This is a genomic window from Leifsonia sp. EB41, assembly GCF_041262565.1.
Classification (GTDB): Bacteria; Actinomycetota; Actinomycetes; order Actinomycetales; family Microbacteriaceae; genus Leifsonia.
In genome coordinates this window covers 848,402-863,533 of record NZ_JBGCCJ010000001.1, presented here as the reverse complement: position 1 = coordinate 863,533, position 15,132 = coordinate 848,402, and the positions used below count along the sequence as shown (strand labels likewise).

The following is a 15,132-nucleotide window of genomic DNA, read 5'->3' as shown; positions in this document are numbered from 1 at the left end:
GGCAGCCCGGTCATGCGTTCTCCAGCACCACGTCCAGGCCGAGGTCGAGCGAGCGGACGCTGTGCGTGAGCGCGCCGGACGAGATGACGTCCACCCCGGTCTCCGCGATGTCGCGCACGGTGGCGAGGCTGACGTTGCCGCTGGCCTCCACGATCGCCCGGCCGCCGACGATCGCCACGCCCTCGCGCAGCTCGTCCAGCGTGAAGTTGTCGAGCATGATCGTGTCCACCCCGGCGGCGAGCACCGGCTCGATCTGGTCGATCCTGTCCACCTCGACCTCCAGGTGTGTGGTGTGCGAGAGCTGGGAGCGCACCCGTCGGAGGGCGTCGGTCACCGACAGCCCGGACTGCGCGGTGAGGATCGCGAGGTGGTTGTCCTTGGCCATCACCGCGTCCGAGAGCGAGTAGCGGTGGTTGTGCCCGCCGCCGCTGCGCACGGCGTGACGTTCGAACGCGCGAAGGCCGGGCGTGGTCTTGCGGGTGTCGACGATGCGGGCGGAGGTGTGGGCCACCTCGGCGACGAAGGAGGCCGTGAGAGTCGCGATCCCGGACATGCGCTGCACGAAGTTCAGCGCGACTCGTTCGCCCTGCAACACAGCCCGGGCGGGGCCGGTCACCGTCGCGAGCGTGTCGCCCGCCTCGAACGCGTCGCCGTCCGCGACGGCCAGGTCGACCTCGATGGCCGGGTCCGTCAGCGTCATCGCCGCGGTGAACACCGCGCCGCCCGAGAACGTGCCGGGCTCGCGTGCGGAGAGGCGCGCGGTGGCATATGCCGTTTCGGGAATAAGCAGCTCGCTGGTCAGGTCGCCCCAGGGTGCGTCCTCCACGAGAGCGGCTCGGACGACGTCGTGGATGGTCTGGCGGGTCAGCATGGAACGGTCACCTCGGTAGGAACGGACAGCGGAGCGAGCACCGTGTGACGGGGTGTGCCCGCCGCCGGCAGCGGGAAGTCGGAACGGAAGTGGGCGCCGCGCGACTCCTCGCGCGACAGGGCGGCGGCGACGACGAGGCGGCCGAGTTGCAGCAGGTTCGCGTCCTCGCCGGGCTCCGGCATCCGGAAGCCGGCGAGCTCGCGGGCGGCGCGTTCGAGGCCGGCGCGGTCGCGGTGGAGGCCGGCGCCGGTCCAGAGGATCGACTGGAGGCGCGCGCGGTCGAACGGCTCGTCGCCCTCCGAGAGCTCGGTCGTCGCCGCCGCGGGGAGGCCCGGCTCCGCGACCCACGCGGGCGGCTCCGGCCATGCCGCGCCGATCGCCTCGGCCGCGCGGTGCGCGAACACCAGCCCCTCCAGCAGAGAGTTGGACGCCAGCCGGTTGGCGCCGTGCGCCCCGGTGCAGGCGACCTCCCCGACCGCGAACAGCCCGGGGAGGCTCGTGCGGCCGTGGATGTCGGTCGCGACCCCGCCCATCGCGTAGTGCGCGGCGGGGGTCACCGGGACCGGCTCACGGGACCAGTCGATGCCGGCGGCGCGGCAGGCGGCGTCGATGGTCGGGAAGCGGTGCGCCAGGAAGTCCGCGCCGAGCGCGGTCGCGTCGAGCACGACGGGGAGGCCGTCCTGCGCGGCCATCTCGACCGCGATTCCGCGGGCGACGACGTCACGGGGTGCGAGCTCCGCGTCGGGGTGCACGTCGAGCATGAACCGCTCGCCGCGCTCGTTGCGCAGCACCGCCCCCTCGCCGCGGACGGCCTCCGACACCAGGAAGGTGCGGGAGCCGCCGTCCGCCGCGGGGAGCCGCAGCGCGGTCGGGTGGAACTGGGTGAACTCCAGATCGGCGAGCAGCGCGCCCGCGCGGTACGCGGCCGCGACGCCGTCGCCGGTCGCGATGGCCGGGTTGGTGGTGTGCGCGTAGAGCAGACCCCAGCCGCCGGTGGCGAGCACGACGGCGTCGGCGTCCAGCTCGGTGTCCGTGCCGTCGGCCAGCCTCAGGGCGACCCCGGAGGCCGCCCCGTCGGTCACGAGCACGTCGCGGAGGAACGCCCCGGTCACCACGCGGATGCCCGCTTTGCGGACGGCCGCGTCCAACGCCCGCTCGATCTCGGCTCCGGTCGCGTCGCCGCCCGCGTGCAGGACGCGCGCGCTCGAGTGCGCGGCCTCCAGCCCTCGTGCGAGACCCTTCCCGTCACGGTCGAACGCCACGCCGAGCGCGATCAGTTCGCGCACCCGGGCCGGCCCGTCGCCGCAGAGCGCCTCCACGGCCTCCGCCACGTTGAGCCCGGCGCCGGCGCGCAGCGTGTCGGCGACGTGGTCGGCCACGCTGTCGTCGGCGAACACCGCGGCGGCGATCCCGCCCTGTGCGTACCGGGTGCTGCCCTCGGCGATGCCGCCCTTGGTCACGATCGTCACCTCGTGGCGCTCGGCCGCCCGCAGAGCGGCGACGAGCCCGGCAATGCCGCTCCCGACGACGACGACGCGGGCCATGTCAGGCCGCCATCGTGGTGTCCGGCCGGGCGGCGAGCATGCGCTCCAGCGCCACCCGGGCGGGCGCGGCGACCTCGTCGGCCACGCGCACCTGGTTCACGACCTCGCCACGCACCAGGCCCTCCAGCACCCAGGCGAGGTAGCCCGGGTGGATGCGGTACATGGTCGAGCACGGGCAGACCACCGAGTCGAGGCAGAAGATCGTGTGCTGCGGGTACTCCGCGGCGAGCCGCTGCACCAGGTTGATCTCGGTGCCGATCGCGAAGGTGGAGCCCGCGGGCGCCGCCTGGATCGCCTTCACGATGTAGTCGGTGGAGCCGTACTCGTCGGCGGCGTCCACGACCTCCATCGGGCACTCGGGGTGCACGATCACGCGGACGCCGGGGAACTCGGCGCGGGCGTGCTCGATCTGGCCGACCGTGAAGCGCTTGTGCACCGAGCAGAAGCCGTGCCAGAGGATGACCTGCGCCTCACCGAGGGAGGCCTCGGAGTTGCCGCCGAGCGGCTTGCGCGGGTTCCAGAGCGGCATCCGCTCGACCGGGACGCCCATCGCCTTGGCGGTGTTGCGGCCGAGGTGCTGGTCGGGGAAGAACAGCACGCGCTGGCCGCGCTCGAAGGCCCACTGCAGCACGGTCGCCGCGTTGGACGACGTGCAGACGATGCCGCCGTGCTCGCCGCAGAACGCCTTCAGCGCCGCCGACGAGTTCATGTAGGTGACCGGGATGACCGGCACCCGGCCATCGGCGTCCGGCTCCGTGCCGTACAGCTCCTCCAGCGCCTCCCAGCACTCCTGCACCGAGTCGAGGTCGGCCATGTCGGCCATCGAGCAGCCGGCGGCGAGGTTCGGGAGGATGACGTTCTGCTCCGGCCGCGACACGATGTCCGCGGTCTCCGCCATGAAGTGCACGCCGCAGAACACGATGGTCTCGGCCTCCGGGCGCGCCTTGGCGAAGTTGGCGAGCTGGAACGAGTCGCCGACGAAGTCCGCGAACTGCACGACCTCGTCGCGCTGGTAGAAGTGGCCCATCACCGCGACGCGGTCGCCGAGAGTCGCCTTGGCGGCGCGGATGCGCTCGGCGAGCTCCTCCTTGGACGCGGTGCGGTACTCCTCGGGCAGCTCGCCCTGCTTCGGCGCGAACGCCGGGATCGGGTCGTCCTGCGAGGCGCCGGGACCGTAGGAGGGTGGAGCGGAGTCGAACAGCCAGGGTCCGTCGACGAGCTCGGGGGCGCAGGTGGCGCCGTCGAGGCTGCCGCTCGAGATGAGCTGGATGGTGGTGTCGACCGATGCGATGGTCATGACTGCTCGCTTTCCGGGGTGGGACGGTGCTGGCGCAGGCCGAAGGGCGGCTGCTGCCGGGGGAGCGGCCCCGCGTCGGCGAGGTCGATCGAGTCGTTGTAGCGGTAGAGCCGGGGCGGCCGGTGCCGCGTGCCGGTCAGGTAGTCGCCGGTGGCGACGACGGCGCCGGAGGACTCGATGGTCCGCCGGAAGTTGGCCGGGTCGAGCGGGCGGCCGAGCACTGCCTCGTGCACCTCCCGGAGCTGGGCGAGGGTGAAGCGCTCGCCGAGGAAGGCGTGCGCGATCCGCGAGTACTCCATCTTCGTGCGCAGCCGCCACAGGGCGTACTCGACGATGACGTTGTGGTCGAAAGCGAGCTCGGGGAGGTCGTCGGCGGAGAACCAGCCGACGTTCTCGCCGGACGTCGCAGCCTCGGCCTCCGCGCTGCCGACGAGCGCCCAGTAGACGATGGAGACGACGCGCTCGCCGTGGTCGTCGCCGGGGGAGCGGATGGCGTCGCCGAACGTGTAGAGCTGCTCCAGGTAGCGCGGCGTCAGTCCCGTGGTGTCGCCGAGCGTGCGGGCGGCGGCGTAGGCGAGGTCCTCGCCCACCCGGAGCGGGCCGCCCGGCAGCGCCCAGCGACCTTCGAACGGGGCGCGGATGCGGCGCACCAGGGGGAGCCAGACCTGGGCCCGGTCGCCCGTCACCTCGTCGGAGCGCAGCGCGAAGATGACCGTCGAGACGGCGAGCATCGCACTCGCGCGTTCGTGCTCGGCCATCGCAGGCCTCCCGTCCGACTAAAGGTCACCGTGACCCTAAGTTGCGGACCATCTTAGTGTCATGGTGACCAGAACGCAAAACCGGCGGCAACGGTTGCCGTGCGCGCACCGGCCGCGCCGACCGGTTATGCTGGCCCAGTCAATTGAATACCGGGCCATTCAGGCCGATGCGGGAGAGCCGAGCGCGATAGCGGGCGGCACCGAAGGAGCAATCCTCCCCGACAATCTCTCAGGTACGCGTACCGCATCGGACTGGCCACTCTGAAAAGCAGGGCGGCGCACACCGCGCGCGCCCTCGCCCACGGTGAAAGCCACGGCCGCATCCACGCGGCCGAGGTGAAACTCTCAGGCCGGATGACAGAGGGGGAGTTCTTCACACGGAGCGCGCAGCGCGCTACCGTTCATCCCTCCGGCACGGCCGGCGAACGGAGAACTCATGAGCTCGCAGGACAGCCAGACCAACGACGCCGACACGGCCAACCCAGAGCAGGCCGACGCAGTGGAGCGCACCTCCCCGCTGCACGACGCCCACACCGCCGCGGGCGCGTCCTTCACCGACTTCGCCGGCTGGCAGATGCCGGTCCGCTACTCCAGCGACCTCGCCGAGCACCACGCCGTGCGCACCGCCGCCGGGCTTTTCGACCTGTCGCACATGGGCGAGATCGTCCTCATCGGCCCGGAGGCCGGCCAGGCGCTCGACTACGCCCTCGCCGGCAAGCTGTCGTCGCTCGCGCTCGACCAGGCGAAGTACAGCATGCTGCTCTCCCGTGCGGGCGGCATCCTGGACGACCTGGTCGTCTACCGCACCGGCGACGACCGCTACATGGTGGTCGCGAACGCCTCAAACCGCGAGGCCGTGGCAGAGGAGCTACGCGACCGCACCGCCCCCTTCGACGTCGAGGTCTACGACGAGAGCGACGACATCGCGCTCATCGCCGTCCAGGGCCCCGCTGCGCTGAGCGTCCTGCTGGCCACGCCCGGCTTCCACCTCGACGGCGACGACTTCGCCCAGCGGGTCACGGACCTCAAGTACTACTGGAGCATCCCGGGCGAGTTCGAGACCCACCCGGTCCTCGTCGCCCGCACCGGCTACACCGGCGAGGACGGCTTCGAGCTCTACACCGCCCCGGATAACGCGCGCGCCCTCTGGGACGCCCTCCTGGAGGCGGGCAGCGAGCAGGGCCTCGTCCCCGCCGGGCTCGCCAGCCGCGACACGCTGCGCCTGGAGGCCGGCATGCCGCTCTACGGCCACGAGCTGGGCGTGGACACCATGCCCGCGCAGGCCGGTCTCGGCCGCGTCGTCAATCTCGCCAAGGACACCGACTTCGTCGGCCGCGCCGCCAGCGAGGACGGCCCGGACGCCGAGGCCCGCGTGCTCGTCGGCCTGATGGGCCACGGCAAGCGCGCCGCCCGCGCCGGCTACCCGGTCGTCGCCCCCGCCGCGGACGGCGCCGCGGAGGAGGTCGGGGTCGTGACCTCCGGCGCCCTCTCGCCGACCATCGGCGTCCCGATCGCGATGGCCTACGTCGCGCCGCGGTTCGCCCAGCCCGGAACCGAGCTGCACGTCGACGTGCGCGGCAGCAGCCTCCCCTTCACCGTCACCGCCCTCCCCTTCTACAGCAGAAAGAAGCACTGACAATGGCCGCAGAGCAGGACCTGAAGTACACCGCCGAGCACGAGTGGCTCCTCGTCGAGGGTGACACCGCGACGGTCGGCATCACGAGCTACGCGGCCGAGAAGCTGGGCGACGTCGTGTTCGTCGAGCTCCCCGCGGAGGGCAGCGACGTCGCCGTCGGCCGCGTGGTCGGCGAGATCGAGTCGACCAAGTCGGTCGGCGAGCTGTTCGCCCCGGTCGACGGCACCGTCGCCGAGGCCAACCAGGCCGTGGTCGACGCGCCCGAGCTGGTCAACAGCGACCCGTTCGGCGAGGGCTGGCTCATCAAGGTGACCTTCAACACCCTCCCGGACGGCCTCCTCTCCTTCGACGAGTACAAGGCCCTCACGGGCGAGTAAGGCTACCGCTAGACATGAGCGACCAGTTCCAGACGCGTCACATCGCCACCGACGGGGACGCGCAGCGCACCATGCTGTCCGCCCTCGGCTACGAATCGGTGGAGGCCCTCGTCTCCGCCGCTGTGCCGGACACCATCCGCACCGTCGCGGGGCGCGTCTCCGCGCTGCCCGCCCCGATCAGCGAGCGCGCGGCGCTCCGCGAGCTGCGGGCGCTCGCCTCGCGCAACACCGTGAACCGCACCCTGATCGGACTCGGGTACTACGGCACGATCACCCCCGCGGTGATCAAGCGCAACGTCCTGGAGAACCCGGGCTGGTACACCGCGTACACGCCGTATCAGCCGGAGATCTCCCAGGGCCGCCTGGAGGCGCTCATCAACTTCCAGACGATGGTCTCCGACCTGACCGGGCTGGACACCGCCAACGCGTCGATGCTCGACGAGGGCACGGCGGTGGTGGAGGGCATGCTGCTGGCACGCCGCGCCTCCCGGGCCCCCGGCGCGAAGTTCGTCGTGGACGCCGACACGTTCCCGCAGACCCTGGCGCTGCTGCGCAACCGCGCGGAGGCGGTCGGCATCGAGCTGGTCGTGCTCGACCTCGCCTCCACCCCGGCCGATGCCCCGGAGCTGCAGGAGGCCTTCGGCCTGTTCGTGCAGTACCCCGGCGCCTCCGGCCGGGTCTGGGATCCGTCCGCCGTCATCGCCGCCGCGAAGGAGGCGGGTGCAGTCGTCGTGGCCGCCGCCGACCTCCTCGCCCTCACGCAGCTCACCTCGCCGGGCGAGCTCGGCGCGGACGTCGCCGTCGGCACCAGCCAGCGCTTCGGCGTCCCGATGGGCTTCGGCGGCCCGCACGCCGGCTACATGGCCGTCCGCAAGGGCCTGGAGCGCCAGCTCCCCGGCCGCCTGGTCGGCGTCTCGCAGGACGCGATCGGCAAGCCCGCCTACCGGCTCACGCTGCAGACCCGCGAGCAGCACATCCGCCGCGAGAAGGCGACCTCCAACATCTGCACCGCCCAGGTGCTGCTCGCCGTCATGGCGGCCATGTACGCCGTGTATCACGGCCCGTCCGGCCTGCGCGCGATCGGCCGCCACGTGCACCTCTCCGCCGTCGCCGTAGCGGATGCCTTGCGCGCCGCCGGGGTGGAGGTCCGCTCCCGCTCGTTCTTCGACACCCTCGTGGTGGAGGTGGACGACGCATCGACGATCGTCGCGCGCGCTCACGAGCGCGGCCTCCTGCTGCACGCCGTCGACGCCGGCCTGGTCTCGCTGAGCCTGGACGAGGAGACCGCCGCCGACCTGCGCGACGGCGTCTTCCCGCTCGGCGACCTGATCGAGGTGCTCGGCGGCACGGTGGAGGGCGACGCCGTGCTCGCGTTCGGCTCCGAGCCGTCCTTCGACGCGGCGCTCACTCGCACGTCGGACTTCCTCACGCACCCGGTGTTCTCGACGCACCACTCCGAGACCGCCATGATGCGCTACCTCCGCCAGCTGCAGGACCGCGACTACGCGCTCGACCGCGGCATGATCCCGCTCGGCTCGTGCACGATGAAGCTCAACGCGGCCACCGAGATGGAGGCCGTCACCTGGCCCGAGTTCGCCGCGCTGCACCCGTTCGCCCCCGCGGCGGACGTCGCAGGCTCGCTGGAGCTCATCGACCAGCTCGAGGGCTGGCTCGCCGACGTCACCGGCTACGACACCGTGTCGCTGCAGCCGAACGCGGGCAGCCAGGGCGAGCTCGCCGGCCTCCTCGCCATCCGCGGCTACCACCGCTCGCGCGGCGACGAGCAGCGCACCGTGTGCCTCATCCCGCAGTCGGCGCACGGCACCAACGCCGCCTCCGCCGTCCTGGCCGGGATGAGCGTGGTCGTGGTCGCGACCGACGAGCTCGGCAACGTGGACCTCGACGACCTGCGCGCCAAGATCGCCGCGAACGCCGACACCCTCGCCGCGCTGATGATCACCTACCCGTCGACGCACGGCGTCTACGAGCACGAGGTCGTCGCGATCACGTCCGCCGTGCACGAGGCCGGGGGACAGGTCTACGTCGACGGCGCCAACCTGAACGCGCTGCTCGGCTACGCCCGGTTCGGCGACTTCGGCGGCGACGTCAGCCACTTGAACCTGCACAAGACCTTCTGCATCCCGCACGGCGGCGGCGGCCCCGGCGTGGGCCCGGTGGCGGCGAAGGCGCACCTCGCGCCGTTCCTGCCCGGTCACCCGCTCGCGCAGGACGCCACGCACGTGCTCGTCGGCGCGAACGGCCCGGACGGCCGCATCGAGCACGGCGGCGCTCCGGTCTCCGCGGCCCCTTACGGCAGCCCCAGCATCCTCCCGATCTCGTGGGCGTACGTCCGGATGATGGGCGCGCAGGGCCTGGCGGACGCCACCGGCGCCGCGGTGCTGTCGGCCAACTACGTGGCCGCGAAGCTGCGCGAGCACTTCCCGGTGCTCTACGCGGGCGACAACGGTCTCGTGGCGCACGAGTGCATCCTCGACGTCCGGCCGCTCACCGAGCGCACGGGTGTGACCGTGGACGACGTGGCCAAGCGCCTCATCGACTACGGCTTCCACGCGCCGACCATGTCGTTCCCGGTCGCCGGCACGCTGATGGTGGAGCCGACCGAGAGCGAGGACCTCGCGGAGCTCGACCGCTTCGTCACCGCGATGATCGCCATCAAGGCCGAGGCCGACGCGGTCGCCGCGGGCGACTGGCCGGCCGACGACAACCCGCTGCGCAACGCGCCGCACACAGCGGAGTCGGTCGCGACCTCCAACTGGGACCACGCCTACTCCCGCGAGCAGGCCGTCTACCCCGTGACGACCCTCGTCAGGACCAAGTACTGGCCCCCGGTGCGCCGCATCGACCAGGCCTACGGCGACCGCAACCTCTTCTGCGCCTGCCCGCCGCCGGAGGCGTTCGCCTAACCCCACAGCGAGAAACCGCTCGAACCGCCGAGCCACGGATGTTCCGTGGCTCGGCGGTTTCGTTTTGCGAACGATAATGCTTGCAAAGCGTCAGGTAATAAATTCTAACCGGTGTGATTCCATACTGGCAGTGTTAGCCTGATGCTCATGACGGGGGCACTCGCGCGATGCCGGATGGTGATGATCGCGGCCGCGCTCGTGCTGTTTTCGACTGGCTGCACGAGTGGGGGCTATGACGTGAGGATGCAGACCAATCTTGCGAATCAACGGAAGGCGGCCATCGCATTCCTCGAGACGCAGGGCGGTGTGGAGAAGATCAGATTCACGCGGGAGGGCGGGCTGTCGGGCTTCGGAGCGCCTTGGGTCGTAAATGCAGTGGTCACGGTGAACGGTGAGGACTACAACGAGATATTGGGTATCGAGAGGTACTCCAGGATAGGCAACCCCCTGCCAACCATCCCTCCTGCGACAGCGCCTGCACCCGTGACTGTGATCTACAGCGATGAGTCATCCGAGGTGATCGAATGACGTCGACCCGCACGCGGCGCCTGATTTCCGTGATTGCGGTCGCGCTCGCACTGAGTTTGGGCGGCTGTGTGTTGGGAGGAAATGCCGTGAACAAGGAAACGAATCTCGCGAATCAGAGAGAGGCGGCCATCGCCTTCCTCGAAACGCAGGGCGGTGTGGAGAAGATCAGATTCACCCAGGAAGGCGGGCTATCGGGCTTCGGGGCGCCGTGGGCGGTCAATGCGGTGGTCACCGTCAACGGTGAGGAGTACAACGAGATTCTGGGCACCGAGAGGTTCTCGAGAGGGGGTAACCCGTTGCCGAGCATTGCTCCGGGGACGGCGCCCGCACCAGTGACTGTGATCTACAGCGATGAGTCATCCGAGGTGATCGAATGACTCCCGAAGACTATGCATCGATTGCCGCAAAGTCGTACTGGGTAGATCCACTGCAGCGCAACGCGCCCCTCGTGCGGGGCGATGACATATTGACGGCCGAGGACAGGCAGAAGTTCAGAGTCTACGACACTGCCACCGACCCCACCACCGGCTTCCAAGGCATGGCGGTCGTCCCCGTCGTCGACGGAACCCCCGACCACTCCCAGGTCTTCATCGCGTTCGCCGGCACCAACCCTGACGACCGCGCCGACGTCGTGGCGGACCTGGTCTCGGTGGTGGGGCGCAGGACGGGGGAGGGTACCCAGGTCTTCGAGGCCGAGAGGTTTGCGGAGCGGGTGCAGCAGAGGCTCACGGCGGACGGGCACTCGGGGGCACGGGTCGAGACGGTGGGGCATTCCCTCGGCGGGTTCCTCGCGCTGTATGTCGCGGCGGAGAACCATTGGCCGTCGACCAGCTTCAACGGTCCGGACCCGTGGGATGTGCTGTCCCCGCAGGCGAAGGACTGGGTCCAGGCGGAGCGCAAGCGTGGCCGACCTCCGCTGACCAACTATGTGAACCGTTTCGACCTGATCGGGAACTTCTTGGGACACGGGACGGGTGCGGGCGTGTTCATCGAGGACGACCTGTGGAAGGGCGTGATCGAGCATCACGACCTGGGCGCCGCGTTCTCCTTCGATCCCTTCGGCGCCATGCTCGGCCTGGGCGGGGAGAGCCTGACGATGGCGGAGCTGGCCGAACTGGTGGACGCGGCCAGTCCCGGCCAGGGACAGACGCTGCAGGTTCTCAACGGGGTCGCATCGACCGTCAACGGAGTGAGTGCGGTCACCGCGGGCGCAGCGTTGTCCGGTCTCGTCGTCGCCGTGGACACGGTGGGGGCGCTGGGGCTGGCGTCGAGCGTCGGCGGAGTCGCATGGCACCTCGGGACGATCAAGGACGTGAACAACGGACTCGTCCCCGCGATGACCACGGCGCTGACGAACGTGAAGAGCGCAGCCGCCCTGCTCTACCCGCTGGTGACGGAGGCTGACATCGAGGAGTGTGTGAGAGCGCACGACCTCCAGGTGGAGAAGAACATCGACGTGTCGGCGGTCGCGGCCGTGAACGAACTCGTGGAGGAGCACATCGACATCGTGGGGCGGATCTCGCACGGGGTGATGAACACGGTCAGGAACGCAGCGGCGCAGGATGCGCGGTGGGCGCAGGCCTACGCACTCGGTCCGATGGGAGGTTCATGATGTCGTGGCTGGGCGACCTGATCGACGAGGCGGTGGGGGATGTGACGAACACGGTGGACGCGACGATCCACGCGATCGACGACGCCGTGCACCAGACGGCGAGGAGGATGCTCGACGCGGCTCTTCCGCCGATGGTCCACGCGCAGTACGCGGTCGTGAAGAGCGTCAACTGGGTGGTCGTGGAGGGAGCCGCCACTGCGGTGAACGTCACTCTCCGTAGCGCTGACGTCGCGGCGGCCCTCTCCGGGGCGGTCGAGAAGAAGGTGACGACGGGGCTCGAGCGCATCGCATCGAACAACGACTACGCCCGAGCCGTGGAGAGCATCACACCGTGAACCAGAACGACCACCGCACCCTGGGTGAGCTGGAGGACGCGCAGCGGGACGAGAGCGCGACAGCGCGCCGCCGCATCGAGCAGGCCGACGAGTACGTCTCCTACTACCGATCGAGGATGAGGTCGTTGGAGGAGGGCTTCTTCGAGCTCGCCTCCCGATACGGCGGGGCGGACGACCCGCGGCTGAGGGCGGTGTTCGCGGAAATCTCGCACGACGTCGACGAGAACGTGCGTGCGGCCGGAGCGGTGGTCGCCCGCCTCGATGAGGACTACCGAGAGCTGCAACTGCGACATGCGCGCGACGTCGAGGATTTCCGCGAGAAGGGCTAACCGAAGATGTGCGGGAACAGCGCGACGGCCAAGGGGTAGCCGACGAAGGAGACGATGTCGATGATGACGTGGGCGACGACGAGGGGCATGACCCGTCCCCAGCGGGTGTAGCACCAGCCGAAGACGACGCCCATGATCGCGTTGCCGACGAACGGCCCGAAGCCCTGGTACAGGTGGTAGCTGCCACGCAGCAGCGCGGCGGCCACGATGATCCACCACTTGCCCCAACCGAGCTGGCGCAGCCGGGTGAACAGGTAGCCGACCACGATCACCTCCTCCTGGAGGCCCGCCCGCAGCGCGGCGAAGACCAGGATCGGCACCGTCCACCAGTGCGTGTCGAGCGGCGACGCCTGCACCTGCACCGTCAGGCCGAGCACCCGGCCGAGCGCGTAGAACAGGATGCCGGGCACGCCGATCACCAGGAACAGCAGGAGGCCGCCGCCGAGGTCGCGGCCCGGCCGGCTCAGGTCGAAGCCGATCCGGCGGAACCCGGTCCGCCGTGGCTGCCAGAGCATGAAGATCACCAGCGCCACCGCGAACAGCGGGAAGGCGTTGCCGAGGAACTGGTAGAGGAAGTCGAAGACCTCCCGGCTGGACTGCGACGGGTTCACCTGCGCGGTCTGGTCCGCGAGGGGAGTGCTCTGCGTCGAGCGGTCGATGATCGTGACGATCGAGTAGACTGCGGACTGGCCCAGGGACAGGCCGAGGACGATGGCGACCTCCCACCACAGCCGGGGCCGCTCCGCGCGCTCGACCGGGGTCTCGCCGGTCCAGGTGGGGAGACCGGGCGTGGTTCGGGCCGCCCGGACCGCTTCAGTGCTCATATGTGCATCCTGCCAGGCCCGAGCGGGCCGCGCAGGGAGCACACGCCTCCGTGAATCGGGCCCGCGAACCGATGGAACTGCGCGGTTTCTTGCGTTTCACGCTCACGGACCACCGAATTCGTAGCGTGGACGCAATAATCCGCCGACTGAGTTACCACTGTGTAACGTTTTCCAGCCCCATTTTGCATTCACCCTCAACGGTACTTAGGGTCAGTCTTATCCCGCGGGGTACGGGGCTCTCGCATGCCCGTGCTGCCGCACACTTCGCACAGGAGGAACATTGCACATCAAGGGAAGAAAGGTCAGGTACGCGGTCAGCGCCGTCGCCGTCGCCGGCGTTGCAGCGCTCGCTCTGTCTGCCTGCACCACGACCGGCAGCACGGGGACCTCGTCCGCAGCCAAGGGCGGCACCGTGACGGTCGCTGTCGTGAACGACTTCACCTCGTTCAACTCGCAGACCCCGCAGGGCAACCTGGACACCAACGGCCAGGTCGGTTACCTGGACGGGTCGTACGGTACTGGCTTCCAGTACATCGACAACAACTACAAGATCGTCCACGACAACAAGTTCGGAAAGTTCGAGAAGCTCTCGGACAACCCGCTGACGGTCAAGTACACCCTGAACAAGAACGACAAGTGGTCCGACGGACAGCCCGTCACCGCTGACGACATGATCCTCGCCTGGGCCATCGCCTCCGGTCACTACGACTCCGCGAAGTTCGACAACCAGGGCAACGTGACCAGCGGCACCCAGTACTTCTCGATCGCGGGTTCGACGGCGGGCATCGACTCGACCGCCTTCCCGACCGTTGGCGACAACAACACGTCGATCACCCTGAAGTACTCCACCCCGTACGTGGACTGGGAGCTCGTCAACCCGATCGCACAGCCGGCGCACATCGTGGCCAAGAAGGCGGGCCTGTCCTCGGCCGCCGACCTGACCAAGCTGCTGAAGACGCTGCCCGCGGGCAACCCGGACGCCCCGGTCGCCGCGAACGCGACGCTGGAGAAGGCGGCCAAGTTCGTCAACACCGGCTACGACGTGACCGCGTTCCCGACCGACCCCGACCTGCTGGTCTCCTCCGGCCCGTTCGTCGTGTCGTCGTGGACCCCGGGCCAGTCGCTCACCATGGCGCAGAACAAGTACTACGACGGCGGCCTCAAGCCGTCCGTGGACAAGATCGTGTTCCGCATCATCCCGGACGCGAACGCTCAGGTCACCGCTCTCCAGAACGGTGAGGTCGACATCATCAACCCGCAGGCCTCGGCCGACACGCTGACTGCCCTCAAGCAGACCAGCGCGAAGGTCCTGACCGGCGACCAGGCGTCGTACGACCACCTCGACCTGAACTTCGGTTCGCAGGTCTTCGCCGACCCGAAGGTGCGCGAGGCGTTCCTGAAGACGATCCCGCGTCAGCAGATCCTCGACTCGATCGTCACCCCGGTGAACCCGAAGGCCAAGGTCCTGAACTCGCAGATCTGGCTGCCGAACCAGCAGCCGATGTACGGTGACTCGATCAAGAACAACGGGTCCTCCGCGTACGACAAGGTGGACATCGCGGGCGCCAAGGCGCTGCTCGCCGGTGCGACCCCGACCGTCCGCATCCTGTACAACACGAACAACCCGAACCGTGTCGACGAGTTCCAGGCCATCTCGGCGTCCGCCGCCAAGGCCGGCTTCAAGGTCGTCGACGCCGGCTCGCCGGACTGGAGCAAGCTCCTCCCGGGCGGTAACTACGACGCGTCGCTCTTCGGCTGGATCAGCCCCGGTGCCGGCACCTCGCAGATCCCGCAGCTGTTCACCACCAACGGTGGCGGCAACTACAACCGCTTCTCCGCTGCGAACTCCGACGCCCTGGCGACCCAGACCACTCTGGACACCAGCAAGCTGACCTCCCTCGAGATGAACATCGACAAGACCGCCTTCGCGCAGGGCTACGGTCTGCCGCTGTTCCAGCTCCCGGGTGTCTTCGGCGCCAACGCTCGCGTGGACGGCGTGAAGTACATGGGCAACCAGAACGGCCCGTTCTGGAACTTCTGGGAGTGGACCGTCAAGTCCTCGACCGCGAAGTAACGCTCGACAGTGAGAGTGCCCGG

The 15,132-nt window shown here is 69.6% G+C and carries 14 protein-coding genes and 1 riboswitch; of the genes, 9 read left to right on the top strand and 5 right to left on the bottom strand.

Annotated elements, in window-relative coordinates:
* Positions 1–10: 10 nt before the first annotated feature.
* Genes nadC through ABH923_RS04165 form a run of 4 tightly spaced genes read right to left on the bottom strand, consistent with a single transcriptional unit; the run spans position 11 to position 4,470 of the window.
* Positions 11–871, bottom strand: coding sequence for a carboxylating nicotinate-nucleotide diphosphorylase (gene nadC / locus ABH923_RS04180; protein WP_370054116.1), 861 nt, complete (start codon positions 869–871; stop codon positions 11–13).
* Positions 865–2,415 carry an L-aspartate oxidase gene (gene nadB / locus ABH923_RS04175; protein WP_370054115.1) on the bottom strand — a complete coding sequence of 517 codons (1,551 nt, stop codon included), beginning with the start codon at positions 2,413–2,415 and terminating at the stop codon, positions 865–867. Before nadB ends, nadC begins: the two co-directional genes overlap by 7 nt.
* Before the next feature lies 1 nt (position 2,416).
* Complete coding sequence (nadA, locus tag ABH923_RS04170) at positions 2,417–3,712, bottom strand: quinolinate synthase NadA (RefSeq protein ID WP_370054114.1); 1,296 nt, start codon at positions 3,710–3,712, stop codon at positions 2,417–2,419.
* Positions 3,709–4,470: an NUDIX domain-containing protein gene (locus tag ABH923_RS04165; protein WP_370054113.1), complete on the bottom strand. Its 762-nt coding sequence runs from the start codon at positions 4,468–4,470 to the stop codon at positions 3,709–3,711. The genes nadA and ABH923_RS04165 overlap by 4 nt, the downstream gene beginning before the upstream one ends.
* A 160-nt stretch (positions 4,471–4,630) precedes the next feature.
* Positions 4,631–4,725, top strand: a riboswitch (glycine riboswitch).
* Between the two features lie 181 nt (positions 4,726–4,906).
* Between ABH923_RS04165 and gcvT the strand changes: the two genes are divergently transcribed.
* From gcvT to ABH923_RS04125, 8 genes are all read left to right on the top strand, one after another.
* Positions 4,907–6,106: a glycine cleavage system aminomethyltransferase GcvT gene (gcvT, locus tag ABH923_RS04160; RefSeq protein ID WP_370054112.1), complete on the top strand. Its 1,200-nt coding sequence runs from the start codon at positions 4,907–4,909 to the stop codon at positions 6,104–6,106.
* A gap of 2 nt (positions 6,107–6,108) precedes the next feature.
* Entirely contained in the window at positions 6,109–6,483 is a 375-nt protein-coding gene (gene gcvH, locus ABH923_RS04155) for a glycine cleavage system protein GcvH (protein WP_370054111.1), read from the top strand.
* 14 nt (positions 6,484–6,497) lie between these two features.
* Positions 6,498–9,407 (top strand): aminomethyl-transferring glycine dehydrogenase, encoded by a 2,910-nt coding sequence (gcvP, locus tag ABH923_RS04150; protein WP_370054110.1) that lies wholly within the window; start codon positions 6,498–6,500, stop codon positions 9,405–9,407.
* 147 nt (positions 9,408–9,554) lie between these two features.
* A complete protein-coding gene (locus ABH923_RS04145; RefSeq protein WP_370054109.1) occupies positions 9,555–9,935 on the top strand; it encodes a hypothetical protein in 381 nt (126 codons plus the stop codon).
* Positions 9,932–10,312, top strand: coding sequence for a hypothetical protein (locus ABH923_RS04140; RefSeq protein WP_370054108.1), 381 nt, complete (start codon positions 9,932–9,934; stop codon positions 10,310–10,312). The genes ABH923_RS04145 and ABH923_RS04140 overlap by 4 nt, the downstream gene beginning before the upstream one ends.
* A 71-nt stretch (positions 10,313–10,383) precedes the next feature.
* A complete protein-coding gene (locus ABH923_RS04135) occupies positions 10,384–11,547 on the top strand; it encodes a hypothetical protein (protein ID WP_370054107.1) in 1,164 nt (387 codons plus the stop codon).
* Positions 11,544–11,882: a hypothetical protein gene (locus tag ABH923_RS04130; protein ID WP_370054106.1), complete on the top strand. Its 339-nt coding sequence runs from the start codon at positions 11,544–11,546 to the stop codon at positions 11,880–11,882. Before ABH923_RS04135 ends, ABH923_RS04130 begins: the two co-directional genes overlap by 4 nt.
* Positions 11,879–12,211, top strand: coding sequence for a hypothetical protein (locus tag ABH923_RS04125; protein WP_370054105.1), 333 nt, complete (start codon positions 11,879–11,881; stop codon positions 12,209–12,211). Before ABH923_RS04130 ends, ABH923_RS04125 begins: the two co-directional genes overlap by 4 nt.
* On the opposite strand, the gene ABH923_RS04120 is transcribed toward ABH923_RS04125, so the two are convergent.
* The gene (locus ABH923_RS04120) at positions 12,208–13,035 is read right to left on the bottom strand and encodes a CPBP family intramembrane glutamic endopeptidase (protein ID WP_370054104.1); all 828 of its coding nucleotides are present in this window, start codon (positions 13,033–13,035) and stop codon (positions 12,208–12,210) included. The genes ABH923_RS04125 and ABH923_RS04120 overlap by 4 nt on opposite strands.
* 280 nt (positions 13,036–13,315) lie before the next feature.
* Here ABH923_RS04120 and ABH923_RS04115 point away from each other — a divergent pair, with 280 nt between their 5' ends.
* Complete coding sequence (locus ABH923_RS04115) at positions 13,316–15,109, top strand: ABC transporter family substrate-binding protein (protein ID WP_370054103.1); 1,794 nt, start codon at positions 13,316–13,318, stop codon at positions 15,107–15,109.
* The last annotated feature ends 23 nt before the right edge of the window (positions 15,110–15,132 follow it).